This is a genomic window from Paenibacillus sp. FSL R10-2736 (assembly GCF_038000245.1).
GTDB classification, from domain to species: domain Bacteria; phylum Bacillota; class Bacilli; order Paenibacillales; family Paenibacillaceae; genus Paenibacillus_AQ; species Paenibacillus_AQ phytohabitans.
The window spans coordinates 4,653,141-4,678,497 of sequence record NZ_JBBOBN010000001.1 but is presented as its reverse complement, the minus strand read 5'-3'; the positions used below and the strand labels follow the sequence as shown (position 1 = coordinate 4,678,497).

Below are 25,357 nucleotides of genomic sequence, written 5' to 3'. Positions count from 1 at the left end.
CCCCTCTCTCTTTATGGGATTTCGTCTTTGGCGGAATCCTCTTTTTTTATTGCAAATAACGTTTGAAACTGCAGCAGGTGGGGGTACAATAGAGGAAAATCCTCTAAGTAAAGGAACTGACTCCTATGAAAGCAGTCCATAAACGGAATTTGACTGTTCTGGCCCTGATTGTTTTTCTGGCCGTTCTTGCCATAGAGCATAGAAGCAAGGCTGAGCCGAAAGCGGTCGCGGTCCTTCAACAGCAGGCGGAGCCGGAGACTGGTGCTTCCGCAGGCTTGAGAGCCCCTTCATTCATGCTGCAGGAAGGCGACAAACAGTATGAAGTCGGGGGAGCAAGGGAGAAAGCGGTAATGCTGAATTTCTGGGCCTCCTGGTGTGATCCCTGCCAGCAGGAAGCACCGGAGCTGAACAAGCTGGCAATGAAATACAGCGATGTGCTGGATATTTACGGCATCAATGTTACCAGCCAGGATTATAAACCGAACGCAGAACGGTTTGTCAAAAAGTACATGCTGGCTTTTCCGGTGATGTATGATCTGAAAGGCCAGATCTTCGATAAATATAATGGAGCCGTATTCCCGACTAATGTACTAATTGACAAGAAGGGTGTAATTAGCGAGATCATTCTTGGTGTCCTGACCGCTGAGGAATTGGAGCAGAAGATTATCGCCTTAACCGGTTCCTGACGAGGCCGGCGGCAAGGTGCTGCAAAGCCCTCCGGTGCGGATGTACTTCCGCACCGGAGGGCTTTTGCTTTTGAGCAACCTATGGATAAAGGCAGTTAGTGATTGACTAAGCCTCTCGGCTCACTGCTGGCCTGGGTGCCATGATCCAGCGAAATCTGTCCGAGCAGGGCATAGCGCATAGAATCGACCAGTGCCTCCCAGCTCGCTTCAATCACGTTGCTGGATACGCCTACTGTGCTCCAGGTGTCTCCGTAGTCTTTGGATTCAATGAGTACGCGAACCTTCGCTGCGGTCTGGTCCTGCTCGTCAAGCACCCGGACCTTATAGTCGGAGAGGTGCATATCCTTAAGCTGCGGGAAATACGTCTGCAGCGCCTTGCGCAGCGCGTTATCCAGCGCATTGACCGGACCATTGCCTTCTGCGGCAGTATACAGGTTCTCGCCGCCGACCTTCAGTTTGACGAAGGCTTCAGAGACGACGGGGCGGCCGGAAGTTTTCTCTACCAGCATCTTGAACGACTCGAAGGTGAACAGCTCGTTCATCTCCCCGGTAGCTTCCCGGAGCAGCAGTTCAAGCGAGGCATCCGCCCCTTCGAACTGATATCCCTGATGCTCCAGGTCCTTGATCTTATCAATAACCTTGCGGGCCTGTTCGCTGCTTGGATCGAGACTGAGTCCCATCTCCTGGGCTTTGGACAATACATTGCTCTGTCCTGCGAGTTCAGAGACAAGCACACGCTGTTTGTTGCCGACCAGCTCGGGAGCGATATGCTCATAGGTGCGCGAATCGCGCAGAATGGCCGAGACATGAATGCCGCCCTTATGGGCAAAAGCCGCGGTTCCGACATAAGGCTGGTTTACCGGCATGTTCACGTTGGCGACTTCGCTGATGAACCGGGCGGTGTTGGTTAATTGGGGTAACGAATCTCCCGGGATACAGTGATACCCCATCTTCAACTGCAGGGTTGGAATGATGGAGCACAGATTGGCGTTACCGCAGCGTTCGCCGTAGCCGTTGATGGTTCCCTGGACCTGACGTACACCCGCACCGATTGCGCTTAAAGTGTTAGCTACCGCAAGCTCGCAATCGTTGTGTGTATGAATGCCCAGAGCAGCACCCGGAAGCTGGATGCCCATGCCGGAGACGATCTCCTGAATTTCATGCGGCAGGGTTCCGCCGTTGGTATCGCACATTACAAGCCAGTCGGCTCCGGCTTCGCGGGCACGGGCGAGTACGGCAGAAGCATATTCGGGATTGTTCTTATACCCGTCGAAGAAATGCTCCGCATCGAAAATGACCTCCAGTCCCTGACGTTTCAGGTAGGAGATGGAGTCGCCGATCATGGCAAGGTTCTCTTCAAGGGTAGTCTGCAGCGCAGTATGAACGTGGAAGTCCCAGGACTTCCCGACCAGGGTCGCTGCCGGAACGCCGGCATCAATCATTCTTTGCAGCCCGTCGTCATGCTCCGCTACAGAATTCTTGCGCCGGGTGCTGCCGAATGCCGTGATTTTGGCATTCAGGTGGAGCTCCTGGACTCTTTTGAAAAATTCAATGTCTTTGCTGTTGCTTCCCGGATTGCCGCCTTCAATATAATGGACACCCAGATCGTCGAGTTTCCGGGCAATCTTCAGCTTGTCATCCGCCGACAGACTGATCCCTTCGCCTTGAGTGCCGTCGCGCAGGGTAGTATCGAAGATGGAGATAGACTTAGACATGAGTGTCCTCCTAAAAGTGTTGTTTAGCATAACTTCCTTGAAACCGCTTCGTGCAAAACTGGCCTCGGAAGCATTAGCTTAAGTTGTAGTTGTAGTTAGCATACACATATATGAAATTAATTTTTATATTATAGCATTTTTACGCGGGAAAGTAACAAAGAACTTTTCACTTAAACGCCACAAGAGGCTCTTCTGCAAGTTGACCTCCCGCAAGGTGAAGAGGTATGCTGACAATAACAATGGAACCCTGAAGATAAGAAGGTAGATACCATGCAGAATGTGGATCAGTATTATCCGGCAAGCGGCAGGGTTATTCTACATGTGGATATGAATGCCTTTTACTGCTCGGTGCATGAGGCGGAGGATCCGGAGCAGTATAAAGGTAAAGCGACGGCCGTTGCCGGGAGCGTGGAGTCCAGACGTGGGATTATCGTCACTTGCTCCTACGCCGCACGCAGGCTGGGCATCTCAACCGGGATGCAGGTGCAGAAGGCGCTGCGAATCTGTCCATCCTTAATCCTTATTAAGCCGGACTTTCATTTATACCGCAAGTACTCGAATGCATTTATGCAGATTGCCTACAGCTATACTCCGCTGCTTGAAGCGGTATCGATAGACGAATGTTATCTGGATATTACCGGTTCGCGCCAATTCGGGACCCCTCCGCAGATTGCCGAGACGCTGCAGCGGCGGATTATGGAAGAGCTGGGTCTGCCCTGCTCCATCGGGATTGCCCCCAATAAACTGCTGGCGAAGATTGCCTCTGATCTCAAAAAGCCGAATGGCATATCCGTGCTGCGGCTGCGCGATGTGCCGTCCATTCTATGGAACAAACCCTGCAACGAGATGTTCGGAATCGGCAGCAAGACGGCCGAGAAGCTGAAGAAGCTGGGTATTTACAGCATTGGACAGCTGGCGGCAGCGGATGAGGCGATGCTGGTCGGACATTTTGGCGTGATGGGCTCGTGGCTGAAGCGGGCCGGCAACGGGATCGATCACGGGGTAGTGAACCCTGAGCGGGAACAGAGCAAGTCCATCGGCCACACGACTACGCTGCCGCGGGATGTGGTGGGGCTTGCGGAGGCGCGTCCGATCCTGCTGAATCTCAGTGATCAGGTGGCTCGGCGGCTGCGGAAGCAGGGTCTGGTCGCTGCGGGAGTGCAGCTTACGATCCGTACACCGGATATGAAGACGATTACCCGTTCGCGCCAGCTGGAGGCACCTACAGAGAGCGCTGAAGACATCTATAAGGCTGCTCTGGACCAGTTCGCGCGCCACTGGAAGGGCGACAAACCGGTACGGCTGCTGGGGGTGACCCTTCAGGGGCTGACGCTCAAGGAGGATTCCGCCATTCAGCTGGACTTGTTCGATTACGAACGGCAGCCGAAGAAGGAATCGCTGAATAAGGCGATGGATATGCTGCGCAACAAGTTCGGCGAGAATGCGGTGCTGACAGCAGGGATGCTCACCGACAGCCACTCGGCGCGGCTGCGCAATCACAAGGAGCGGGGAACCTCGCTGCAGAAGGACAATCTCAGCGGCGCGGACCGGGATACCGACTGAGATATCGGCCCGGAATTGCAGCCTGGATGCGGCCGTTTAATAGGGCAATACTGTAAACACATTGAAAATTCATTGAAATTGTATCCTATTTATATTAATATGAGAAAAATAACAGGCTGCTACTGCAGGCTGTATTGTTTAACGGGAGGCAGAGATAAAATGGCTAAGTACACTTGGGTCGAAAAAGATACATGCATCGCTTGTGGTGCTTGTGGCGCGACGGCCCCTGATATTTTTGATTACGATGACGAAGGTTTGGCAGAAGTGATCTACGAGAATGACGGTAACCACGGGAATGTAGTGATTCCGGACGACTTGTTCGATGACCTGCAGGATTCCGCTGACGGATGTCCAACAGACTCCATTAAGATTGCGGATGCGCCGTTCAACAAAGAAGGCTAAGTCCGGACTTCAATTCATCAGTACCTAATGTAAGGATCGGATATAGGGTGATACTTATATTTGATCCTTACATTAACATAAAGGCATCTCCTGACCGTGATAAATGCGGCTTGAGATGTCTTTTTTTAATGTCCTGACCGATATAAAATATAAAGAAACTAAGTTGAATCATAGATTCCCGGAGGCCAATGTGAAAAATTCGCAGCATCTTAAAGCATATGTGCAGATGCATCCTGATAACAAGATGGCATGGTACTTGCTCGGTAAGGAATACTATAAGAACGGTCAGCAGGGAAAAGCCAATTACTGCTTCAACCAGGCCGGCGAAGTGTATGAAGCTTTTGAGCACAGCAAGGTGCCGGCCGATATGCTGAAGCAATATGAGGATGGGCTGCTGCAATCCGCCCGGGAACGCCAGGCAGGCAGGCTGCGGAAACGCCGTGTACTGCTGGCCTTGATGCTTCTGCTGCTGTTGCTGATCCCGGCTGCAGTGGCGCCGGGGGTAAGCCAGGAAAGCTCTGAAGCACCGGACGGGGAGAATGCGGCTGTTGCCCTGGCTGAGCTGCCGGCATCAGATGAAGAAGAGACTACGGCAGTTCAGCCAAGCCTGTCCTTCACCGCTGTAGGGGCAGATGCCGTTTCCGGCGGCCAGGGACTGGCGGGTATCCTGCAGAAGGCACAAACGCCTTCCGCCACGGCGATGCTAAGCATGGAGCGGGCGGGCAAGTGGCTGGTGTGGAAGAAGAAGCTTCCGCTGGCGGCTACGCTTGCCAAGAGCGGGGACGGACGCGTAGTGTACCAGTCCTATAATCCGGCTGTATGTGACTGCCAGCCGCCTGATCCGGCGGAAATCAAGAAGGAGGCGGAGCTGTGGCAGGAGAAGCAGGAGGAGCTTGCCGTGCTCTGGAGTGCCATGCGGGCCTATAAGACGAGCAAGGGGGCCCTTCCCGGTTCGCTACAGGAGCTGGTGAAGCCTTTTCCGGCCAACTGGCTGGGCGGCACGACACCGCTGATGAAGGATGAGTTCGGTCCGCTCCGCGGGGCAGCAGCGGGACTTGCTGCAGTGCCAAGCCCCTCTCCGCAGCCTGCCGTAACACCGGCCGCCGGTTCAACGGGGCAAGGTCAGACAAGCGGGGGCAGTACTGAGGATGGCAGCGGAGCCGGTGGGACGGAAATGCCCTTTTTTACAGCACCGCTCACGATTATTGTAGATAAACAAAAACACCGTCTGGCAGTAACCAGCGGCAATATTATTCTGCGGAACTATGCAGTTGGACTTGGCGGTGACAACACACCTGAGGGGAATTTCGTCATTCGGGATAAAGTGGTCAATCCGAATGGACGTGATAACGGAGAATTCGGCAGCCGGGGCATGCAGCTCTCGGACAGTAATTATGCGATACACGGTACGAATGAACCGGAAAGCATCGGGAAGGATGAATCACTGGGCTGTATCCGGATGAGCCGGAAGGATGTGGAGGAGCTGTTCGCGATGGTGCCGATGGGCACGAAAGTGCAGATTAGTAAAGGGGTTCTGCCTGAGGAGCTAGCCGTGCCGGAGGACCGGTTCCCTTCGGATACGCCCCCAAATCAGACCAACCCCCATAAGGTCTACCATTGGTTGAATTAGTTCCCTGCTACGAGAAACAAAACGACAATGAGAAGAACCAGCAGTACCAGACTTGCACTGATCCATAGGATTGCCTTGCGGTTAACCTCTTCTTTTTTCTGCTGCAGGGTAGGAGGTTTGCGTTTAGTTGACATATTGTCATCCTTCTTTCTCTCTTTATCTGTGATTACCCTTACATTGTAATGCGTTTACAAGAAAATTACTATACTCTGAGGGACAGGCTGGAACAATCGCTGCGGCAAAAAACTTTTCTTTTCACCCGGAAACGGATAAAATTAAGAAGAAACCTATAGATACGGGAGTCAACCTGCGATTTATGGTTCCCTTGAAGGAGCGAGAACGGTGCTGTATCGACATTTTGGTAAACCAATTTTCTTTAAAATGGACCCGGAGAAGGCGCACCATCTCGTCATAGGCGGACTAAATAAAGCGAATTTAGTTCCCGGCGGAAGTGCGGCGATGCGCCTCATGTACGGTGTTCCTGAGACTGCCGATCTGGCAGTGGATCTGTTTGGCGTGCATTTCCCCACACCGGTAGGCTTAGCTGCAGGACTGGATAAGAATGCTGAAGCGGTAGGAGGCTTCTCTTCAATCGGCTTCGGATTTATGGAAGTAGGCACAGTGACGCCGCTGGGCCAGCCGGGCAATGACAGCCCGCGGTTATTCCGCCTATTGCCGGACAAGGCGCTGATTAACCGGATGGGCTTCAACAATGAAGGCGCAGCGGCCATGGCTGAGCGCCTGAAGGGGATGAAGAAGCGCAGGATTCCGGTTGCGGTCAATATCGGGCGCAACAAGGCCACCCCGAATGAATTGGCGCATGAGGATTACCGCCAGTGTATCCGTACGCTATATCCGTACGGTGATTTTTTTGTGGTCAATATCAGCTCGCCGAATACGCCGGATCTGCGGAGTCTCCAGCATGGCAGCGAGCTCTCGAACCTGCTTAGCCAGGTGAAGGAAGAGATGAAGCTGCAGCGGGAGAAGACCGGAGAAGCCAAAGGGCTGCTGGTGAAGATTGCTCCCGATGTCAGCGACGCCGAGCTGGAATATATGGTACATACAATCACAGAGGCTGGAATGGACGGCGTGATTGCCACCAATACGACACTCGTCCGTGAAGGGCTGAAGAGTGACAAAGCCGGTGAAACGGGAGGACTCAGCGGCCAGCCGCTGCGTGACCGCTCCACAGAGATTATCCGCAGAATCTACAGCCAGACCGGCGGCAAGCTGCCGATTATCGGCTCGGGCGGGATTTTTACAGCCCAGGATGCTTATGACAAAATCCGGGCAGGCGCAAGCCTGGTCGAAATTTATACAGCACTCATCTATGAAGGACCGGAGGTTAACCGCAAAGTGCATGCCGGATTACGGCAGCTGCTGCGGCGGGACGGTTTCCGGGGGCTCCTAGAAGCGGTGGGCGCTGATCATCACTGAAGGATGAATGGACAGGAGGACAAGGCGATGGACGTCAGGGACTGGGGAACTTTTCTACTTCCATATGAACAGACTGTGGAGGAATTGAAGGTTAAATTTAAGACAATGCGCTCGGAACTCAAGAAGAGAGAAGAATATACACCGATTGAGTTCGTAACCGGACGTGTCAAACGGCTGTCGAGCATACTCGAAAAGGCTAAGCGGTTAAACGTGAAGATGGAGGATCTGGAAACGGGCATTGAGGATATCGCCGGCATTCGCATTATGTGCCAATTCGTCGAGGATATCCGCAGAGTGGCGGAGTACATCCGCGCCCGCAAGGACCTTGAAGTGTTATATGAGAAGGATTACATCACCAACTACAAGGAAAGCGGATACCGCAGCTTCCATATGATCATCAGATACCCGGTACAGACTGCACTTGGACAAAAGATTGTACTGGCCGAAATCCAGATCCGCACGCTGGCGATGAATTTCTGGGCAACCATTGAGCATTCGCTGAATTATAAATACCGCGAGAGCCTGCCGGATGAAATGCGCGTCCGCCTGAAGACGGCAGCGGAAGCGGCATCGATCCTGGACAGCGAGATGTCCAGTATCCGTGAAGAGATTCTGGAAGCCCAGAAGACCTTCGAGGAGAACTCGAATACGACGACCCAACTGCTCAAAGCCATCCATCAGCTGTATTTCTATCACCTCGTGAATGAAGCGATTGAGTGCCAGGAGCGGTTCAATGCCATCTGGCAGGTGCAGGATATGGACGCTATGCGGGAGCTGCTGGATCATGTGCGGGAGCTGCTCTCGAATGCCAAGAAGGGCAGCCAGCCGGATGGCCTATGAGCCGCTGTACCTGGAGTATCTGATCTATTTCAACCGGGACAGGGATTACTTCGAATGTCATGAGGTGCTTGAGGAGCTATGGCTGGAACAGCAGCGCGACCCGCTCTACAAAGCATTGCTGCAGGTAGCGGTCGGGCTGTATCATTTCCGTAACGCCAATGTGCGCGGCGGACGGATCATGCTGAGGCAGTCCTATGAAGTACTGCGTGGATATCCGGCGGTTACCTTGGGGATTGATCTGGCGAAGCTCGTGCAGGAAGTGGGAGAGTATGCCGCCCGGCTTGAAGCTTATGAAGAGCAGCCGTTTCCCTATTATGACCTGACGATCCGTATTGTTGACCCTGTGCTGGAAGAAGCGGCGGGAATGACTGCGCAGTCTCTTAAGCCGCAGCTTCCCCAGCGCCGGGGGCCGCAGCGGCCGGATAGACCCAGGCATAGAGCGGATTGAATATAGCAAGGCAACATTAGGAGCACCCGCAGGGGTGTTCCTTGATTATTTGAGCAGGAGGACGGCATCATGGCGGCACAACTGCCCGGGCTTTTCATGGAGCGCATGAAAGAATTGCTGGGAACTGAATACGATCAATTTGTGGATACATATAAGCAGTCCCCCTACGGAGGAATCCGCGTAAATACGCTGAAAATTACTGTGGACGAGCTGCGCGGACGATCCCCTTTCGGGCTGGAGCCTATTCCCTGGTGCCCTACCGGTTTCTATACCGGAGAGGGAGCCAGACCCGGCAAACACCCGTATTATCATGCCGGGTTATACTATATCCAGGAGCCCAGTGCCATGGCACCGGTCGAATTGCTTGGCGTTCAGCCGGGTGACCGGGTACTGGATCTGTGTGCCGCGCCCGGCGGCAAATCCACGCAGATTGCCGCCAAGCTGCAAGGCGAAGGTCTGCTGGTTACCAACGACCTGCATCCGGAACGGACGAAGGCACTTGCCAAGAATCTAGAGCTGTACGGCGTGCGTAACGGAATTGTACTGAATGAGAGCCCGGAGCGGATTGCAGCCGCATTCCCCGGGTTCTTCGACCGGATACTGATTGACGCGCCTTGCTCCGGTGAGGGCATGTTCCGCAAGGACGAGGATATGGTCAAGCAGTGGGAACCGGAAACTCCGGCCAAATATGCGGGTATGCAGCGTGAGATCCTTGCGGCGGCAGCGGCAGCGCTGAAGCCGGGCGGAATGGTCGTATACTCGACATGTACGTTCGCCTTGGAAGAGAACGAAGAGATGATTGACGGTTTCTTATCCGGTCATCCGCAGTTCTCGCTGGTACCGGTGGGCGGCAGCGGTTCTTTTGCTGCCGGATTAGGTCCATTGCCGGGAGCTGCGCGGCTGTGGCCGCATAAGGTCAAGGGCGAAGGACACTTCATGGCCGTGCTGCGGCATGACGGAAGTCCTGATATAGCTGGAGTGGCAGATATAGAGGCGAGAGCAGACTTCATAGAAGCAAAGGCAGACTTCAAAGAAGCAAGGGCAGACTTCAAAGAGGCGACCGTATCCGTTTCTCCGCGTAACCGGGATACCAGGTCCGCTTCCCCTGCCAAAGCGTCAGCCGGCAGAGCAGATAGCGGGCGCGCAGGCAAGGGCGGACGGGGGCTTGGCAAAACTGGAGCTGCTGCCGGACGGCAGGTCCAGGGAACCGGAGAAGAAGCGTCACTTGCGGTATATGCTGATTTTATTCAGGAGCTCCTTGGGAAGCTGCCCGCCGGATATCCGGTATGGTTCGGAGATCACTTATATATCTCGCCGCTGCCGCGTGAAGCGCTGGACGGACTGAAGACGATCCGTCCGGGCTGGTATGTCGGTCATATGAAGAGCGGCCGGTTCATTCCCGGGCATCCGCTGGCAATAGCCTTGCATCCTGCGGAGAGCAGCCGAAGTGTGTCGCTGTCCAGTGCAAGCGGTGAAGCTGTCTCCTACCTGAAGGGAGAGACCTTGTCGATTCCGGAAGAGCGCCTGTCCATTAAGGCCGGTCATGCCTCCAAGGGTTACATGCTCGTCTGCATTGACGGCTTCAGCGCAGGCTGGGGCAAATGGCAGGACGGTATGCTGAAGAACGAATATCCCGCAGGCTGGAGGTGGACATAGGTTATGAGTGGAGCAGGAAATACGAATAAGAAGCAGCGGATTGATAAAGTATTGTCCCATATGGGCATTGGCTCACGCAGCGATATCCGCAAGCAGGCGAAGCAGGGGCTGATTACGGTGAATGGTGCTGTCGTCAAAGACAGCGGCTTTCATGTAGACCCCGGGCAGGACGTGATCGAGGTTGGCGGTGAGCCGGTTCTCTACCGTGAATACATCTATCTGATGATGAATAAACCGCCGGGCGTCCTGTCCGCGACTGAGGACAAACGCGACCGTACTGTTCTGGATCTGCTTAAAGCTGAGTATGCGCTGTTCGAGCCGTTCCCGGTGGGACGGCTGGATAAGGATACCGTGGGTTTGTTGCTGCTCACCAATGACGGCAAGCTGGCTCATGAGCTGCTGTCCCCGCGCAAGCATGTACCCAAAACCTATGAAGCTACGGTCGAAGGTGAGGTCGATGCAGCGGATGTGGCCGCTTTTGCAGCCGGTGTGGAGCTGGAGGATGGGTATGTGACACTTCCGGCAAGCCTGAGGATTCTGAGCAGAGAAAGAGGCAGCAAGGTGCTGTCGTATATCTCGCTCACGATCACGGAAGGCAAATTCCACCAGGTGAAGCGGATGTTCGTGGCGGTCGGGAAGAAGGTTGTCTTCCTGAAGCGCGTATCGATGGGTGAGCTGAAGCTGGATGAGAGCCTGCCGCTCGGTGCCTGCCGGGAGCTGACTGCTGAAGAGCTGGAGCTGCTGCGCGGGGGCGGAGCGGAAGAATAAGGTGGCGGGTATAAGTGATGCAGCGGCGTATCCAGCAAATGAAGAGCGGACCTGGCAGATTGCCAGATCCTAAATGGTGGAAGGTTAATACAACTTCGGCGGACCGCCGGGGCTTGGGCTTGCATGCAGTAAAGCTGAAACGACTGTACACGTACACCGGACCGTAGCGGATACGAGCTATGCAACTTCAGAACTGAAAAAGTGAGTGTATTCAACAATGCTGCTTTTTGATTTGCTCCGTCCAAATGAAAATTCAGAGATAGTTGTATAATGTACAATTAAAAACAGCGAAAAGGGATGCTTACGTCTTATAACTGTATTCTGTACAACTAAATCTGCCCAAATGGGTGAAAACCAAGGCGCAATGGCAGTTTAATTGTACGAAATACAACTAAACGGAGAATCGGTTGTAAATCAGACGTTTTAGTTGTACAAAGTACAATTAAGCATATTGCATACCGTAATCGGGTTACGGTAATGGCTCGCTTACCGTACCTCCGAGGCTCACGCACTATTCAGCCGATTTTGGGCAGCTGCGCGGGTGAAGGATTTACACAACCTTTGATATAAACGAAATCTTAGTTGATGGGGTTTAGGTAAGCTTTTGATACAGAGTGAGGTAAATATTATACAGAGAAATAAGGATGGTGGAGTATGAAATACAAGCTGATAGCACTTGATGTGGATGGAACGCTGCTGGACGATGATCATCACTTAAGTGACGAGAATAAAGCGGCCATTGCCGAGGTTACCCGCCAGGGCGGTCAGATCGTATTGTGTACAGGACGCAGCCCGCAGAATTCGATTCCGTTCATGGAAGAGATGGGCTTGTCGGGGTACGTGCTGGGGCATAACGGAGCGGTGACGGTGAGTGTGAAGGACCGAAAAGTACTGCACCAATATGGAATGGACGCCAGGGGGCTCGATCCGTATATTGCGTATTGCCGCGAACATGATATTCATTTCGACGTTAACACTGCATTCGATATGTATGTCGATAATGTCGAGAACTTGACCAAGGAAGCCAACTTCATGTATGAGCATTTCCGGATTATGCCTGCATCTCTGCCGGCCTGGGAGGATTTCCGCGAACCGATTGTGAAATTCACCGTGTTCACGCAGTCTGATATTCTGGATGAAGCGCAGCGGGAATGGTCTACCTGGGGAGAGCAGTACAACATTCTGCGCAGCGGAGAGTTCTTTGTGGACTTCATGCACCCGGAAGCCTCCAAAGGCAATGCCCTGAAGAACCTGGCCGCAGAGCTGGGCATTCCCCAGGAGCAGGTCCTGTCGATCGGCAATTATTATAATGATATTTCTATGCTGACGTATGCCGGCCTGGGTGTTGCTATGGACAACTCACCGCTTGAGGTCAAGGCAGCAGCAGATGCGCTTACCGGAACGAATAATGACAATGGCGTGCGCGATGCGCTGGTGAAATACTGCCTGTCTTCCTGACTTCTGTCTTGATTGGCCCCGGCGGTGTACTAAGTGGAAAAACGTCATCTAATTATGCGGAAATCTCCGGACACAGGGCAGCAGTTGGAAAAAAGACACTTAATTCCACTCCCTCTGGAGAATATCGGGAATATGGGCGGAATTAGTGACGATAATCCACTTATTATTGGCAAAGCAGCAGAGACGGAATGATTAAGTGTTGAAAATCCAACTATTCCCACAGCCCGGGCTGCTTCACAGCATTTAGGATCAGTGAAGCTTGCTGAAGACGAAGGCTTACATAAAGCATGGTTCAGTGCCTTGGCGGCTCTGTACTGTGCTTTTTTTGTGGAGTTCCCCGTTCAGATAAAAAGAAAAACGCAAATAAAAAGTGGAAATGTAAAGTGAAAATGTAAAACGCAAATAAAAAGTGCAAATAAAAAGCGCAAATAAAAAGCGCAAAAAAGCAGCCTTGCCGCTCCTCAAAGGAACGGCCGGGCCGCTTGTGTCTATACGCTATGCTGCTTAAGCGGAATTAGACAAACAACGAACGGGAAATGATAACGAGCAATATGAAGAGCACCAAAATCGCACCGGTCGATGTGAAGCCTGGAACTGCACCCATGTCTGATTCCTCCCTTGACTCATGTCTGTTCCCATTGCCGCGTTAGTAGTTCAGCGGAGCTCCATGGGATAATGACATCATATGCGCAAGGAGGCTCCCTGAACTGGTCAGCAGCCTAAACCTCATCAATATGGGCTTTCAGAATCCGCAGGCCCTTGGGCAGATGATTCTTCAGCTGGCCGGAGCTGGCTTTGCCCCAGCCTACGGGCAGGCCATCCACACTGACCAGTGTCCAGCCATGCAGGCTGGCCGGAACAGGCAGGCTCTCTCCGCGCAGCCAGGCCTGGATTTCCGGACCCCCGGCAGGCATATCATAGCTCCGCGCCGCCTGATCCGGTCTTAACGCCATGGCCAGAGCGTGGGCGGGTTCGATCCGGTTTTTCTTCAAGTGCGCAATATGCAATCCGGCACGCGGAACCTTAAGGCCGTCGAGCAGGCCGGTGTGCAGCCGGTCATTGAATGCTTCGGGCAGCAGATACAGGGATTCACCGAAGAGAAGCGGTACGCCGCTTCCGGCAAAGCCGGGTAGTTCTACCGACGACCAGCTCATAAACTGCTGGTAGGCATCCCGGAGCGAGGAGCTTACTTTCGGACTGTTCTTGCCGCGGTCTCCGCGTTTGCTGCGGCCCTGGCGCTGTGCAGGTTCGGCATCTTCCTCTCCAGCTGCCTTGCGCAGCAGGGCTACGAAATGCCCTTCACCTTTTTCCAAATGAGGCCAGAGCCGTTTCGTAATGATCAGCTCCATATCGGGATAGCTCTGTATGAAGTGTTCGATCGTCTCTTCGTTTTCTTTGCGGTTAAAGGTGCAGGTCGAATAAGCCATACTGCCGCCCGGCTTCAGCATAAGGTAGGCATCCTGCAATATATCCCACTGTCTGGCCGCGCACATCTCCACATGCTTCGGTGACCATTCGCTTACGGCAGCGGGATCTTTGCGGAACATTCCTTCACCGGAGCAAGGGGCATCAAGCATAATCCGGTCAAAAACTTCAGAGAACCGCTTGGAGAGTTCCCCCGGGGTGGCCGAGGTGACAAGCGCATTAGCTATCCCAAGCCGCTCTACGTTTTCTGCGAGTATTTTGGCCCGTTCCGGGTGGATTTCATTGGATATCAGCAAGCCTTGTCCCTGCATCAGCGCGGCAATATGGGTGGTTTTGCCTCCCGGTGCGGCAGCCAGATCGAGTACAGTTTCCCCGGGAAGCGGTCCAAGCAGCTCAGCTGCGGACATTGCCGAGGGCTCCTGAATATAATATAGTCCGGCGGTATGGTAAGGATGTCTCCCCGGCCGTGCAGGCTCTTCATAATAAAATCCTGCCGGACACCATGGCACCGGAGTCAGGCTAAATTGGGATATTGCTTGTTCCGCTGCGGCGCGGCCCGGATCTGAAATGCTTTTTAAACCATTGAACCGCAGACCCTGGGTCCGCCGTGCATGATAGCTCTCCAGAAAAGCGTCTGCCGTATCCCCCAGCATCTCTCTAATGTCAGCGGTGTAAGCGGCAGGCAGCCGTTCTTCATTCATACTTCATTCTCCTCTAGTCAAAATCCAAGATAAGTAAAGCTGTCATCTTAGTTGCTGTTTCAGGTAGATACCGATAAAATCAAAGTATGGACCTTAGCGTACCTGTAATTGTACTTCTACATATACACAACTATATCATAATTGCCGGGTCTCACCGTAATCAGGGCAATTGTAAAGGGAGATGTACCTTATGAACTTGCTGCAAGCGCTATTCTTCCCGCCGGAGCAGCCCGGTGGTGTATCTTCTATGATCCCTTATCTGCAGGAACGCTTCCGGTCCAGCCGCTGGGAGATGGATTTGTTCTGGCTGCCCAAACGGATCCGGGGCAAGGGACGCGAAGAAATTGTCTTTGAAACCTTTGACTGGACGCAATATGGCGAAAGTCCGGTTGTGCAAAAATATATCCAAACCTACCGCGATTATATTTGGTGGACGAAGCTGCGGATGAGCAAAAGCTATGATCTGATCCATGCCCATCACCCGATTGCCGGGCTGGCGATGAAAAGAATATATCCGGAAATTCCTTTAATTCAAACGCTGCACTCCAGCTATGAACGCGAGCTGATTCTGAATGGAGCCATCCAGGAGGGCGGCCTGGAGCATCAGTTTCTGGCCTCGATTTACCGCGAGCTGGAGCATGTCAGCGACAGGCTGATGACGGTTTCGCGCGCTTTTGCCGAATATTTAACTCCTTATATTGATCATCCTGCGAGCATCGGCGTCATTCCCAACGGGTTCGACGAGAAGAGATTCAAGCCTGTGCCGCATGACAATGATATTCCGCAGCTGGTCACTGTTACCCGTCTGGTACCGGCCAAAGGGATAGATACACTGTTCAAGGCTTGTGCCGAGCTCAAAAAGCGGGGTCATGAATACGTACTGCATATTATCGGGGACGGACCGAGCCGTGCGGAGCTGGAGCAGCTGGCGCAGGATTTGGGGATTTATAATGAAACGATCTTTTACGGCTATACGCTGCATCCGGAGGAATTCATGCCGTTCTTTGATATTTTTGTCCTCCCTTCGCGGGCGGAGGCATTCGGCTCAGTCTTTGCGGAAGCTGCACTCAGCTGCCTCGCACTTGTCGGGACAAATGTCGGCGGGATTCCCGAGCAGATTGAAGATGGCGTCAACGGGCTGCTGGTGAATCCGGATGATGAGCTTGGACTGGCAGATGCCCTTGAGAAAGTGATCAGTGATCCCGGCTACCGTTATGAGCTGTCCCGTTCGGCCTGGGATAAGGCCAAAAGCCTCTATTCCCTGACCCGGGTAGCCAATGAACTGAAGAAGACTTACCTGCAGTTTCAGCCGGGAATGAAGGGGTGAGGGTATGATTCCTTTTCGATTCCTGCATGCTGCGGATCTGCATCTGGACAGCCGGTTTGCAGGGCTGTCCCATCTGCCGCAGGCCATACGCTCCTATCTCCGGGAGTCCACCTTCGCCGCCCTCGGGCGGCTTGTTGGCGTAGCTATAGAGCAAAAGGTAGATTTCGTTGTGATCAGCGGGGATGTCTATGATGTCTCCGATGCTTCTCTTCAGGGCCAGCTCCGGTTCCGGGAAGCGCTGGAGGAACTCGGGCGGCACGGGATTCAGGTGTTCCTGATTCACGGGAATCATGATCCGCTGGACGGGCCGCGTCTGGCAGCGGCACCGCCTGATCATGTTACTGTGTTCGGCGGTAATGAGCCTGAACAGGCCATCGCCTGCCGCAGAGAGGATGGCAGGGAGGTAGCCGTGATCAGCGGAATCTCCTATCCGACTGCCAAAGTGACTGAGAATACGGCGCTGCGGTATAACCGTCAACCGGGCAGCAGCCTGTTCCACATTGCCCTGCTGCACGGCAATGTGGACGGGGATCTCCAGCATGAGACGTACTCTCCGTGCAGCCGCAAGGATCTGATCAGCAGAGGCTACGACTATTGGGCGCTGGGGCATATTCATAAACGCAGTATTCTGCATGATCGTCCGCCGATTGTCTATCCGGGAAATATTCAGGGACGAAGTATTAAAGAGACTGGCCCTAAAGGCTGCTACACCGTCCACGTGGATGCAGAAGGTGCTGCGTCGCTGACCTTCCATGAACTGGACAGTGTGCGCTGGCAGGTCCGTGAGATCCCGGTGGAGGGTCTGGCGGATGAGGCTGAGTGGACGAGGGCCGTTGAGAATGCGATTGAAGACCTCCGGGAAGAAACACCGCAGCAGATGTCTGTGGTAAGATTCCGCCTGACCGGACGGGGAGCTATACATAAGATACTTACAGAGAAGGGGGCGGCAGATGATCTGCTCTCTGAGCTGCAGCGGCGGGAAACGGTCCGTGCGGAGCGTAAGGAGTATGCGGGGCTCGTATGGACCGAAGGCTTCGCTATTGAAACGGGACTGGCGGTTGACCGGGGCCGTCTGCTGCTGGAGGACAGCTTCCTCGGCGAAATGCTGCGGCTTGCCGGACGGAGCGGCGGGAACGAGCAGGAGCTGGAGGAACTGATCTCTACCGCGCTAAGGCCGCTAATGGAGAATCAGGAGCTGCGCAAGCTGCTCATGTCCGCAGGGAGCGAAGAGAAGCGGGACTGGCTAAGCAGTGCTGCGGAGCTGGGCATTATGCTGCTGAGCGGTGTGGAGGAGCAAGCCGGTGTGCCGCAGAATCCTGCGGCAGGAGAAGAGGTTCTGTCTGCCCGGGCCAGCGGGCCCTTGGAAAAAGACGGAGACGGTGGATCAGCGGTGAGCATGGTGATACAGGTGGACGAGGGCAGTGACGGGGAAGCGGCGGACCTGACTGTATGGCGGGAGCGGGGGGATGCTGAATGAAAATTGAGTCTTTGCGGATTGACGGCTATGGCCGTCTGGCCCGTCGGGAGATGAAGCTGAACGAAGGTGTCACTGTGCTCTTCGGGCGTAATGAAGCCGGCAAAAGCACTACCCTGCAGTTTATCCGCGCGATGCTGTACGGCATCCCCGGCCGGGCGTACCCTGCCGAGCGGTATGAGCCGCTGCAGGGCGGAACACATGGCGGGGTGCTGAATGCGCGTGATGATACAGGCGCCCTCTGGACGATCCGCCGGTTTGCTTCCGGCGGTGAAGGGCCGGGAAGAGGTGAGAAGCTGCAGGTTACGCTCAGCCATCCGGATGGAACCACAGAGGAGCTGCAGCAGGCTGAGCTGGAGCGCCGCCTGCTGGGCGGCATCTCGCGGAGTATGTTCCGCCAGCTGTTCGCCGTCTCGCTGAACGAGTTGCAGGAGCTTGGCGCGCTGCAGTCCGGTGAGATGAGCAGCTACCTGTTCCATGCCGGGATGGGCGGCGGCGGTGAGATTATGCGGGCGGAGAAACGCCTGCTCCAGGATGCCGAGAAGCTCTATAAACCACGGGGCAAGGTGCAGGATGCCGCCAAGATTCTGCAGTCTATTGAGAAGCTGGAGCGGGAGGTAGCGGAGAGCCGTTCCTATCTGCCCAGATATAATGAGAATACTCTGGCTCTGGAAGCGGTAGAGCAGAAGCTGTTACAGATGAAAGATAGCCGGGAAACCGCGGCTGACCAGCTGCTTAAGCTGCGGAAGGCGCAGGAGATCCGTGAGCTGTGGCTGAAATGGTCTGAAGCCCGGCTTGAGCTGGCAGAGCTTCCGCAGATCGATGCGTTCCCTGAAGCTGGAGTGGACCGCTGGAAGTCACTGGAGGGTGATCTGCGGGGGTTGCAGGGCGCGGCGTTCCGCCTGGAACGGCTGCAGGCAGAGCTTGCGGCTGAGCTTGCCGCGAATCCGCCTGATCCCCTGCTGGAGCAGCAGGGGCCGGCTCTCGAAGCGCTGGACCGCAGACGGGGCAGCTATGAGGACAAGCGCACGGAGCGGCAGCGGCTGAAGGGTGAGCTCGCCGCGCTGGGCGAACAGCTCCAGCGTATCCTGCGCAGCATGGGCGCGGGCTGGAGCGCCGCTGAGCTGGAGGGCTTCGCAGCCAGCGCGGCGGACCGGGAAGCCGCGCGGCGCTACGCTGCGTCCTTTGCCGGGTACGACCGGCAAATGGAGACCAGAGGCGCGGAGCTGCTGAGCCTCCGCGCCAGAATGGCCGCCGCCAGTGCTGCGCTGCAGGCGGCCGAACGCCAGCTTGCGCGCGAGCACGCAAGCGGCGCAGCGGACTTCGCGGGCCTCGCTCCGCGCAGCCCGCGTGAACTGCTGCAGCTGTGGGACGAGCTGCAGCAGGCCGCCGAGCGCTGGCGCGAAGCGCTGCTCGGCGGCTCTGCAGGCGGCGCGGAGGTCCCGCGCCGCCGAGGCACTGCCGCCGGGGACAGCCGCCCCGGCGGGAACGGGCGCCGGGCGCAGCGCTACCGGCGCCTCCTGCAGGCGGGCGCAGCGCTTACGCTGCTGCTGCCGCCTGCGCTGCTCTTGACCGGCGCGCCGCCGGTCAGCGCGTGGTCCGCGCTCGGCCTGCTGGCCGCAGCGGACCTGGGGCTGTGGGCCGCCATGCGCGCAGCGGCGGCCGTTAATCCGCCGCCTGCGCCGGGCGGCGGGGAGGCGGGCAAGGCCGCAGCGGAGATGCTGCGGCTGCGCGGGCTTTTGCTCTCCGGGGCGAAGCCGGAGAGCGGCATGCAAGACGCCGGCGGGCTGGAGGCCGGGATGAAGGAGCTGCGCCGCCTGATGGAGGCGTGGAATGCCTGGCGCCAGCGCGTCGAACGGCAGACCGCTGAGGTGGAGGCCTGCCGCACGGAGCTCGCGGTGCTGGCCGGACAGGAGCGGGTACTGGCAGAGGAGCTGGACAATGCCGAAGCCAGCTTCACAGAGCTGGCCGCTCGTTATGAAGAATGGCTGCGCCAGCGGGGGCTGCCGGAAGGGCTGTCACCGGACAGCCTGCCGGATATCTTCGCCCTGGCGGAGCAGGGCAATGAACTGCTCCGACAGCAGGGCAAATTATCCCTTCGGCTCAGCGGACTGGAGTCAGAGTGCGCTGCTTATGAGCAGGAAGGGATGATTCTGCTTAGAGATACTGAGGCTGCTGCCGATGCCTGCAGGGATCACTCCTCTGTTACTTTGATCTCTCCCGTACAACCCAACTCACAATCAGGCCCGCAGCCGGAGCCCCAAGCTGAACCTCCTGCCGGAGCCCGGGCTTCAACTCAAGCTTCACCGGACTCTCTTTCACTGCTAACCTGGCTGGAGCTGCGGAAGCGGGAATGGGAGGCGCTGAAGACAGAGCTGCTGCGCAGGGAGAGTATAGAGGCGCGGTTGATTGAAGTTCATGAGGAGCTGGCTGCGAACCGGAGGGAGCAGGAGGAGCTGAACGGGAGGGCCAGCAGGCTCCTTCAGGAAGGCGGCGCTGAGAACGGTGAACAATTCCTGCGCCGTTCATCGGCCTGGATGAGGCATAGTGAGCTGACGCGGTCGGTACGGCAGTGGGAGCTGGCGATGTTTGGCGGATGGGAGCAGGAAGGCAAGGCAGAGCTGCTCTTGCTGCTGGAGCATCGGGATGCCCGGGTGCTTGAACAGGAACGCATAGCGGCGGAAGAGGCGGTATTGAACCTGGAGGAAGAACGCAGTTCCCTGCTCCAGCAGCGCGGCAAGCTGCTGCAGGAACGGGAGGACCTGAGGGGACGGTGCATGGAGGACTCGGCGCTTCAGCAGCTGGAAGAACAGCGGGCGGCGCTGCGTAATCTGGCCGGGCAATATGCGGTAACGGCGCTGGCGGCCGAGCTTATGGGACGGACGCGGCGGATCTATGAACAGGAGAAGCAGCCGCAGGTGCTGCAGCTTGCCTCTGTATATTTCTCCAAGCTGACGCATGGGGAGTACCGCCGGATCGTAATGACTCTGGGGCACAACGAGCTGAAGGCGGAGCATAAGGACGCTGGACTGCTGGACAGCGGACTGCTTAGCCGGGGGACGGCGGAACAGCTGTATCTGGCGATCCGGCTGGCCCTTTCGGAGACCATGAGCAGTCAGGTGAACCTGCCGCTGTTCTTCGACGATTTGTTTGTCAATTTCGATGAACACCGCTTGCATGCGGCGCTCGGATTACTTGGCGAGTTGTCGTTATCCCGGCAGATTGTGATGATGACCTGCCACCGGCATGTGGCCGAAGCGGTGGCGGGGATCATACCTGCTGCTGCGGTTATTTCCGTGTAGTCCGGATCACCGGCTTAACCGCCACAATGGTGATGCCCTTACCTCCAGTTCCAGAGGCAGGCGGACCGCTTGGCCGCGGCGGCTGTGACATGGGAGCACGCATCAGCATGACCGCCCACACCAGGCACAGGGCGCCGAAGATCGGGTAGAATACCCCGAGCAGGGAACTGAAGCCGAATTGGCTGAACACATAACAGACCAGCATCAGCAGCGGGGTTACCAGGGCTGGAGCGACCGGCAGGCGCTGCTGCAGTTGAACGCTCACCCCATAGATGTCAGCAACGAAGGTACTGAAGATTTCCATGAAGATCAGCAGCAGAAAAATCGTCTGCACGATGGGGCCCAGCCGGAAGGCGATGCTGCCCATCGGAATCTCGAACTGCAGAATTCCCGGCATCTGTGAGCTCATGGCAAAATGGGCTGCCAGCAGCATGAAGCCGATTCCGGCTCCGCCCAGAATCCCTCCGCGTACTAGCGCCTGCTCATCTTCGGTATGCCGGGCCAGCGGAACAAGCACAGCCTGGGCCATGCCGAGGTTAAAGGCTGTATATAGGAGCGGAGACATCCAGGCACCGAAGAAGCTGTGGTCTGTCGGCAGGAACAGGAATCTTTCTGCACCGGGTACACCCAGCGTATTAAATACAATAATCAGCGACAGAGTAAGCATCAAAGGAACCACCAGGCTGTTGATCTGGAGGATTCCGGAAATGCCGCGCTTCAGGAGCAGGTAGGACCCGAGAATGGTGAGCAGCAGCCCCGCCTGATAGGGCATTCCGAGATGCTCCTTAAAAATAGCCCCGGCACCCGCCAGCATGATGCTGTTCACGCCAATCAGAATAATCATGGTGAACAGGCTGATACTGGCCCCGGCCTTTTCTCCAAACAGATGGCGGTTGAAATCTTCGTAGGAGTCTGCCTCGATCCGCCGGGCGATAATCATCATTTTGGTGCCGAGCCAAATAAATATCGCGGTGGAGAACAGGATGGTCAGCAGGGCCCAGTGGCCGTATCTTGTGAAGAAACGGAGAATTTCCTGGCCGGTGGCGAAGCCGGCACCCACAATGGTGCCAATATAGGTGAAAGCGATCTGCAATGTGCGGACTCGGGACTTCATGGCTCTCCTCCTCTGAATGCTGCGAAGATTTAAATAGCGGTGCGGGCAGGATTGCCTTGTGCAGTCCGCATAGTACAGGTTATGATGAGGAACAGAAGGACATGACTTCCGCCTTGTGAATAAGCTGGTATTACAGTGGAACGTCTGGAATTATAAAGGTAATGGAGGTTCAAAGTCATGGAAATATTGAAACAGCGGATTTTGGAGGAAGGGGTCGTCATTTCGGATCAGGTGCTGAAGCTGGACGGTCTGCTCAACCACCAGGTTGATCCGATGCTGACGATGGAAATGGGACGGGAGTTTGCCCGCAGATTTGCTGAGGCTGGAGTGACACGCGTAGTTACCGTGGAGTCTTCGGGTATTGCCGTGGCATTTGCCACCGCTTATGAGATGAAGGTGCCGCTGGTCTTTGCCCGGCGCAAAAAAACGCTGCTCGCGGATCCCGATGCCTTATGCGAACGGGTGCCGTCTTTTACCAAAGGGATCGTCACGGACATTATGCTGTCCCGCCAATACATCTCGGAGAATGACAAAATCCTCTTCATCGACGATATTATCGCCAACGGAGACGCCGCGCGCGGCCTGATCAAGATCATCCAGCGTTCCGGTGCCGAACTTGTGGGTCTGGGCGTAGTGGTCGAGAAAAGCTTCCAGGCCGGCGCCCGTACAATCCGGGAACAGGGTATCCGTCTGGAGTCGCTTGTCGATATTACCTCACTTAGTGAGGGAACGATTACTTTTGGGTAAGATTAAAGTGACAAATACAGGAACATAGCCTATTTTTGAAACATCTGCTTTTCACCCTATAAGTTTTCCTTTATAATAAAAATTAGACATGAGAGAGGAGGCGTCACAATGGGGAAAGAACCGGTGACAGAGCAATTTTTTATTGATAAACTAACCGAGGCTAAGGATCACTTCGAACGTGCGCTGGATTGCAAACATACGGAGTTCGACGATTTGTATCCCTATATGATCGAACATCCTCAGTTTTTCTGGTACAAACGCTACGTAGCTTGGTCGGAGCTTCTGACAATCACAAGTTTGTGTGAAGAGCTGTCCTTCAACTGGAGACAGAAATTCACCGATCATCAGGTAGAATATCTGGAACAACGGGTGATGTCCGCTAAAGTTCTTGACTTCTGGTTTGAGAAGAATGAAGCGCTGATATAAGAACTTCATAAGACATACAGACTTACCCAGTTCGTAACTAGACCCGGATGATTTATCATTTGGGTCTTTTTCATGATTCGATTTAGGCAAATATTGGACAAGCTAAGGACAGAGAGGGGAGTAGAACAATTATGATCAGTGATGAACAGCTGGATGCCTACCGGATTTCCGGTGAAAGGATACGTGTTGTGCGGGATGGACTGGAGAGCAATGATGTCAAGGGGATTGTGCTGGCCTGGGATGAGTCCCAGGTAATGATCCGGCGTCCGAATAAGCGTGTTGTGAAGCTGGACCGGAACTACCTGTATCAGCCGTTCAGCGAACCGAGACCGGAAGCAGATACTTTGTAAAAAGCAAACGGAATACGTATGCTGTTTTTAAATACAGCTTTACACTCAGCTGAGTACGCTGCAGAGCGTACTTTTGCTGATTTTGCAGGACCCTTACATTGAACTGCCTAAGGAGGAGCATATGAACCATCAGAATAAAATCTCTGTCGTCACCGGCGGTGCTAACGGAATTGGACGCTGTATTACGGAGGAGCTGCTGGAGGCGGGAGCGGTGGTTGCCTGTATAGATACTGATCTTGCGGCCGGACGCTGGCTGGAGGAGCAGTATGGGGCGGAGCGGCTGTTTTTCTATCCGGGAGATATTGCTGAGCGTTCGGTCATTGAGGATTTCACCGCACAGGTTATCAGCAGATTCGGACACGTGGATTACCTGATTAACAATGCCTGCATTAGCAAAAAAGGCCTGCTGTCGGAGTGCAGCTACGAGGATTTCGAATATGTGCAGCGGATCGGGGTAACTGCGCCATATTATTTGACACTGCGGCTTAAGGAATATTTCGCTCCGGGAGCATCCATCGTGAATATATCTTCAAGCCGGGAGCGCATGTCCCAGCCGGATACCGAGAGCTATACGGCCGCCAAAGGCGGGATTGGCGCGTTGACCCATGGCCTTAGTGTAAGTCTGGCCGGTAAAGTGCGGGTGAATGCGATCAGCCCCGGTTGGATTGATACCACTGCCTATCATGGTACGGGAGAAGCAGCGGACCCGGTTCATTCAGAACCGGACCGGCTGCAGCATCCGGCCGGACGGGTCGGAACACCGCCGGATATCGCGGCAATGGTGCTTTTCCTGTGCAGTGATGCTGCGGGGTTCATCACCGGGGAGAATATAAATATCGATGGCGGTATGTCCAAGCTGATGATCTACCACGGGGATGAAGGCTGGGCGTATGAACCGGGAGGTCCGTTATGAAGCTGCCTGTAATTAAAAATGCGCGGGAGTTAGCCGATCTGGTGCGTGAGATCGGTTTCCTTCCGTTATTCCGCTGTGAGATTGATGGTTTCTCCCTGCAGGAGTGTACTCCTGCGGGCTACTGGTTCGTGAAGGATGTGGAAGGGCCGTGGGAGTGGCGTGAGGAAGTTGCCGCAGAGGGCGAGATCGCTTATGCGAAGCTTTTTAACAAAAAAGCCGGGTTTATCAGCAAAGCATGGTACCCTGACTTCGCCAATTACCGCAGGGACGGATACGACTTCGACGCCAGATATGATGATGGACTGGCCTCCATGCCCAGCAAACAAATTATGGATGTGCTGATGGAACACAATGAGGGACTGCTCTCCAATGAGCTCAAGCAGCTGGCCGGCTTCGGGAAAAACGGGGCCAAGGGCTTCGACACCGCAATGACGCATCTGCAGATGCAGACCTATATTACAGCCAGCAGATTCGAATACAAGCATGATAAAGAGGGGCGTCCGTACGGCTGGGGAGTCGGGCGGTATGCGATGAGTGAGCATGTATACGGGGAAGAATGGGTTACCTCGCGTTACGCTGATAAGCCTGCGGAATCGAAGTCACGGATTGCTGAGCATGTGGCGAAGCTGTTCCCGGATGCGGGGATGAAGGAGATTGAAAAGGTCATTAAGTAGAGGAGCGCCGCGCCCGATACTGGTTGAACTTTTGGTTTTCGATTTTGGGGTTGCCGTGACTACAGAGAATAGGTGAACTTCAGGCCGCTATTGCCGGAAGTATTTCTTATTCCGATATTTGTACCGGAGATCACATTGCTTATTAAATCCTGCACAGAATACAACATTTCCCTCAGGAATTCGGCCCTAATCCAAAATTGTTGTATAAAAGGCAACAACTCTCTTTGTTTTAGCGGTTTGGTGGAGGAATTATTGTATTTCATACAACAATCTGTCCGAATGCCCAAGTATCGAGGTATCA

Annotated in this window: 23 protein-coding genes; 18 read left to right on the top strand and 5 right to left on the bottom strand. The window is 54.9% G+C overall.

The annotated features are described in order from the left end of the window. Positions 1–125: 125 nt before the first annotated feature. A complete protein-coding gene (locus NSQ73_RS20245; RefSeq protein ID WP_340987890.1) occupies positions 126–686 on the top strand; it encodes a TlpA family protein disulfide reductase in 561 nt (186 codons plus the stop codon). Positions 687–781: 95 nt separating this feature from the next. On the opposite strand, the gene cimA is transcribed toward NSQ73_RS20245, so the two are convergent. Then, positions 782–2,401, bottom strand: a complete 1,620-nt coding sequence (gene cimA, locus NSQ73_RS20240) for a citramalate synthase (RefSeq protein ID WP_340987889.1) — start codon at positions 2,399–2,401, stop codon at positions 782–784. A gap of 270 nt (positions 2,402–2,671) precedes the next feature. Between cimA and NSQ73_RS20235 the strand changes: the two genes are divergently transcribed. The 3 genes from NSQ73_RS20235 to NSQ73_RS20225 all read left to right on the top strand — a co-directional run bounded on the left by NSQ73_RS20235 (position 2,672) and on the right by NSQ73_RS20225 (position 5,996). Then, on the top strand, positions 2,672–3,964 hold the full coding sequence (locus NSQ73_RS20235; protein ID WP_042235047.1) for a DNA polymerase IV: 1,293 nt from the start codon (positions 2,672–2,674) through the stop codon (positions 3,962–3,964). Positions 3,965–4,123: 159 nt separating this feature from the next. Then, a complete protein-coding gene (locus NSQ73_RS20230; protein ID WP_036702186.1) occupies positions 4,124–4,366 on the top strand; it encodes a ferredoxin in 243 nt (80 codons plus the stop codon). 190 nt (positions 4,367–4,556) lie between these two features. Beyond that, positions 4,557–5,996, top strand: coding sequence for a L,D-transpeptidase (locus NSQ73_RS20225; protein WP_340987888.1), 1,440 nt, complete (start codon positions 4,557–4,559; stop codon positions 5,994–5,996). Here the strand turns inward: NSQ73_RS20225 and NSQ73_RS20220 are convergent. Then, complete coding sequence (locus NSQ73_RS20220) at positions 5,993–6,130, bottom strand: hypothetical protein (RefSeq protein ID WP_171718430.1); 138 nt, start codon at positions 6,128–6,130, stop codon at positions 5,993–5,995. The genes NSQ73_RS20225 and NSQ73_RS20220 overlap by 4 nt on opposite strands. Positions 6,131–6,338: 208 nt before the next feature. Between NSQ73_RS20220 and NSQ73_RS20215 the strand changes: the two genes are divergently transcribed. From NSQ73_RS20215 to NSQ73_RS20190, 6 genes are all read left to right on the top strand, one after another. Beyond that, positions 6,339–7,433 carry a quinone-dependent dihydroorotate dehydrogenase gene (locus NSQ73_RS20215; protein WP_340987887.1) on the top strand — a complete coding sequence of 365 codons (1,095 nt, stop codon included), beginning with the start codon at positions 6,339–6,341 and terminating at the stop codon, positions 7,431–7,433. Between the two features lie 27 nt (positions 7,434–7,460). Further along, positions 7,461–8,273, top strand: coding sequence for a GTP pyrophosphokinase (locus NSQ73_RS20210; protein ID WP_039299775.1), 813 nt, complete (start codon positions 7,461–7,463; stop codon positions 8,271–8,273). After that, the gene (locus NSQ73_RS20205) at positions 8,239–8,721 is read left to right on the top strand and encodes a DUF309 domain-containing protein (RefSeq protein ID WP_305954205.1); all 483 of its coding nucleotides are present in this window, start codon (positions 8,239–8,241) and stop codon (positions 8,719–8,721) included. The genes NSQ73_RS20210 and NSQ73_RS20205 overlap by 35 nt, the downstream gene beginning before the upstream one ends. A gap of 69 nt (positions 8,722–8,790) precedes the next feature. After that, on the top strand, positions 8,791–10,377 hold the full coding sequence (locus NSQ73_RS20200) for an RsmB/NOP family class I SAM-dependent RNA methyltransferase (protein WP_340987886.1): 1,587 nt from the start codon (positions 8,791–8,793) through the stop codon (positions 10,375–10,377). Positions 10,378–10,380: 3 nt separating this feature from the next. After that, positions 10,381–11,145: a pseudouridine synthase gene (locus tag NSQ73_RS20195; protein WP_171718427.1), complete on the top strand. Its 765-nt coding sequence runs from the start codon at positions 10,381–10,383 to the stop codon at positions 11,143–11,145. A 654-nt stretch (positions 11,146–11,799) separates the two neighbouring features. Beyond that, the gene (locus tag NSQ73_RS20190) at positions 11,800–12,603 is read left to right on the top strand and encodes a Cof-type HAD-IIB family hydrolase (protein ID WP_340987885.1); all 804 of its coding nucleotides are present in this window, start codon (positions 11,800–11,802) and stop codon (positions 12,601–12,603) included. Positions 12,604–13,117: 514 nt separating this feature from the next. On the opposite strand, the gene NSQ73_RS20185 is transcribed toward NSQ73_RS20190, so the two are convergent. Together NSQ73_RS20185 and NSQ73_RS20180 are read right to left on the bottom strand one after the other, a co-directional pair. Then, positions 13,118–13,207 (bottom strand): sporulation protein YjcZ, encoded by a 90-nt coding sequence (locus tag NSQ73_RS20185; RefSeq protein WP_197073075.1) that lies wholly within the window; start codon positions 13,205–13,207, stop codon positions 13,118–13,120. A 115-nt stretch (positions 13,208–13,322) separates the two neighbouring features. Then, a complete protein-coding gene (locus tag NSQ73_RS20180) occupies positions 13,323–14,729 on the bottom strand; it encodes an RsmB/NOP family class I SAM-dependent RNA methyltransferase (protein ID WP_340987884.1) in 1,407 nt (468 codons plus the stop codon). Positions 14,730–14,919: 190 nt separating this feature from the next. Here NSQ73_RS20180 and NSQ73_RS20175 point away from each other — a divergent pair, with 190 nt between their 5' ends. Genes NSQ73_RS20175 through NSQ73_RS20165 form a run of 3 tightly spaced genes read left to right on the top strand, consistent with a single transcriptional unit; the run spans position 14,920 to position 20,832 of the window. Then, positions 14,920–16,056 (top strand): glycosyltransferase family 4 protein, encoded by a 1,137-nt coding sequence (locus tag NSQ73_RS20175; RefSeq protein ID WP_340987883.1) that lies wholly within the window; start codon positions 14,920–14,922, stop codon positions 16,054–16,056. A gap of 4 nt (positions 16,057–16,060) precedes the next feature. Then, complete coding sequence (locus NSQ73_RS20170; protein ID WP_340987882.1) at positions 16,061–17,533, top strand: metallophosphoesterase family protein; 1,473 nt, start codon at positions 16,061–16,063, stop codon at positions 17,531–17,533. Next, a complete protein-coding gene (locus NSQ73_RS20165; RefSeq protein ID WP_340987881.1) occupies positions 17,530–20,832 on the top strand; it encodes an AAA family ATPase in 3,303 nt (1,100 codons plus the stop codon). Before NSQ73_RS20170 ends, NSQ73_RS20165 begins: the two co-directional genes overlap by 4 nt. On the opposite strand, the gene NSQ73_RS20160 is transcribed toward NSQ73_RS20165, so the two are convergent. Next, positions 20,819–21,946, bottom strand: coding sequence for a YkvI family membrane protein (locus NSQ73_RS20160; RefSeq protein ID WP_340987880.1), 1,128 nt, complete (start codon positions 21,944–21,946; stop codon positions 20,819–20,821). The genes NSQ73_RS20165 and NSQ73_RS20160 overlap by 14 nt on opposite strands. A 177-nt stretch (positions 21,947–22,123) precedes the next feature. Here NSQ73_RS20160 and NSQ73_RS20155 point away from each other — a divergent pair, with 177 nt between their 5' ends. The 5 genes from NSQ73_RS20155 (at position 22,124) to NSQ73_RS20135 (ending at position 25,056) form a co-directional block, all read left to right on the top strand. Beyond that, complete coding sequence (locus NSQ73_RS20155; RefSeq protein ID WP_042135769.1) at positions 22,124–22,693, top strand: xanthine phosphoribosyltransferase; 570 nt, start codon at positions 22,124–22,126, stop codon at positions 22,691–22,693. A gap of 108 nt (positions 22,694–22,801) precedes the next feature. Further along, a complete protein-coding gene (locus tag NSQ73_RS20150; RefSeq protein WP_039309077.1) occupies positions 22,802–23,119 on the top strand; it encodes a hypothetical protein in 318 nt (105 codons plus the stop codon). A 131-nt stretch (positions 23,120–23,250) separates the two neighbouring features. After that, positions 23,251–23,469, top strand: coding sequence for a hypothetical protein (locus tag NSQ73_RS20145; protein ID WP_076244252.1), 219 nt, complete (start codon positions 23,251–23,253; stop codon positions 23,467–23,469). A 121-nt stretch (positions 23,470–23,590) separates the two neighbouring features. Next, entirely contained in the window at positions 23,591–24,382 is a 792-nt protein-coding gene (locus NSQ73_RS20140; RefSeq protein ID WP_340987877.1) for an SDR family oxidoreductase, read from the top strand. After that, entirely contained in the window at positions 24,379–25,056 is a 678-nt protein-coding gene (locus tag NSQ73_RS20135) for an AlkZ-related protein (protein WP_340987876.1), read from the top strand. Before NSQ73_RS20140 ends, NSQ73_RS20135 begins: the two co-directional genes overlap by 4 nt. Positions 25,057–25,357 lie beyond the last annotated feature (301 nt).

Excerpts from the sequence above, each read along its gene's own strand:
- NSQ73_RS20245 (WP_340987890.1), top strand. The coding sequence starts at position 126 with ATGAAAGCAGTCCATAAACGGAATTTGACTGTTCTGGCCCTGATTGTT.
- cimA (WP_340987889.1), bottom strand. The coding sequence starts at position 2,401 with ATGTCTAAGTCTATCTCCATCTTCGATACTACCCTGCGCGACGGCACT.
- NSQ73_RS20235 (WP_042235047.1), top strand. The coding sequence starts at position 2,672 with ATGCAGAATGTGGATCAGTATTATCCGGCAAGCGGCAGGGTTATTCTA.
- NSQ73_RS20230 (WP_036702186.1), top strand. The coding sequence starts at position 4,124 with ATGGCTAAGTACACTTGGGTCGAAAAAGATACATGCATCGCTTGTGGT.
- NSQ73_RS20220 (WP_171718430.1), bottom strand. The coding sequence starts at position 6,130 with ATGTCAACTAAACGCAAACCTCCTACCCTGCAGCAGAAAAAAGAAGAG.
- NSQ73_RS20210 (WP_039299775.1), top strand. The coding sequence starts at position 7,461 with ATGGACGTCAGGGACTGGGGAACTTTTCTACTTCCATATGAACAGACT.
- NSQ73_RS20205 (WP_305954205.1), top strand. The coding sequence starts at position 8,239 with ATGCCAAGAAGGGCAGCCAGCCGGATGGCCTATGAGCCGCTGTACCTG.
- NSQ73_RS20200 (WP_340987886.1), top strand. The coding sequence starts at position 8,791 with ATGGCGGCACAACTGCCCGGGCTTTTCATGGAGCGCATGAAAGAATTG.
- NSQ73_RS20195 (WP_171718427.1), top strand. The coding sequence starts at position 10,381 with ATGAGTGGAGCAGGAAATACGAATAAGAAGCAGCGGATTGATAAAGTA.
- NSQ73_RS20190 (WP_340987885.1), top strand. The coding sequence starts at position 11,800 with ATGAAATACAAGCTGATAGCACTTGATGTGGATGGAACGCTGCTGGAC.
- NSQ73_RS20185 (WP_197073075.1), bottom strand. The coding sequence starts at position 13,207 with ATGGGTGCAGTTCCAGGCTTCACATCGACCGGTGCGATTTTGGTGCTC.
- NSQ73_RS20180 (WP_340987884.1), bottom strand. The coding sequence starts at position 14,729 with ATGAATGAAGAACGGCTGCCTGCCGCTTACACCGCTGACATTAGAGAG.
- NSQ73_RS20175 (WP_340987883.1), top strand. The coding sequence starts at position 14,920 with ATGAACTTGCTGCAAGCGCTATTCTTCCCGCCGGAGCAGCCCGGTGGT.
- NSQ73_RS20170 (WP_340987882.1), top strand. The coding sequence starts at position 16,061 with ATGATTCCTTTTCGATTCCTGCATGCTGCGGATCTGCATCTGGACAGC.
- NSQ73_RS20165 (WP_340987881.1), top strand. The coding sequence starts at position 17,530 with ATGAAAATTGAGTCTTTGCGGATTGACGGCTATGGCCGTCTGGCCCGT.
- NSQ73_RS20160 (WP_340987880.1), bottom strand. The coding sequence starts at position 21,946 with ATGAAGTCCCGAGTCCGCACATTGCAGATCGCTTTCACCTATATTGGC.
- NSQ73_RS20155 (WP_042135769.1), top strand. The coding sequence starts at position 22,124 with ATGGAAATATTGAAACAGCGGATTTTGGAGGAAGGGGTCGTCATTTCG.
- NSQ73_RS20150 (WP_039309077.1), top strand. The coding sequence starts at position 22,802 with ATGGGGAAAGAACCGGTGACAGAGCAATTTTTTATTGATAAACTAACC.
- NSQ73_RS20145 (WP_076244252.1), top strand. The coding sequence starts at position 23,251 with ATGATCAGTGATGAACAGCTGGATGCCTACCGGATTTCCGGTGAAAGG.
- NSQ73_RS20140 (WP_340987877.1), top strand. The coding sequence starts at position 23,591 with ATGAACCATCAGAATAAAATCTCTGTCGTCACCGGCGGTGCTAACGGA.
- NSQ73_RS20135 (WP_340987876.1), top strand. The coding sequence starts at position 24,379 with ATGAAGCTGCCTGTAATTAAAAATGCGCGGGAGTTAGCCGATCTGGTG.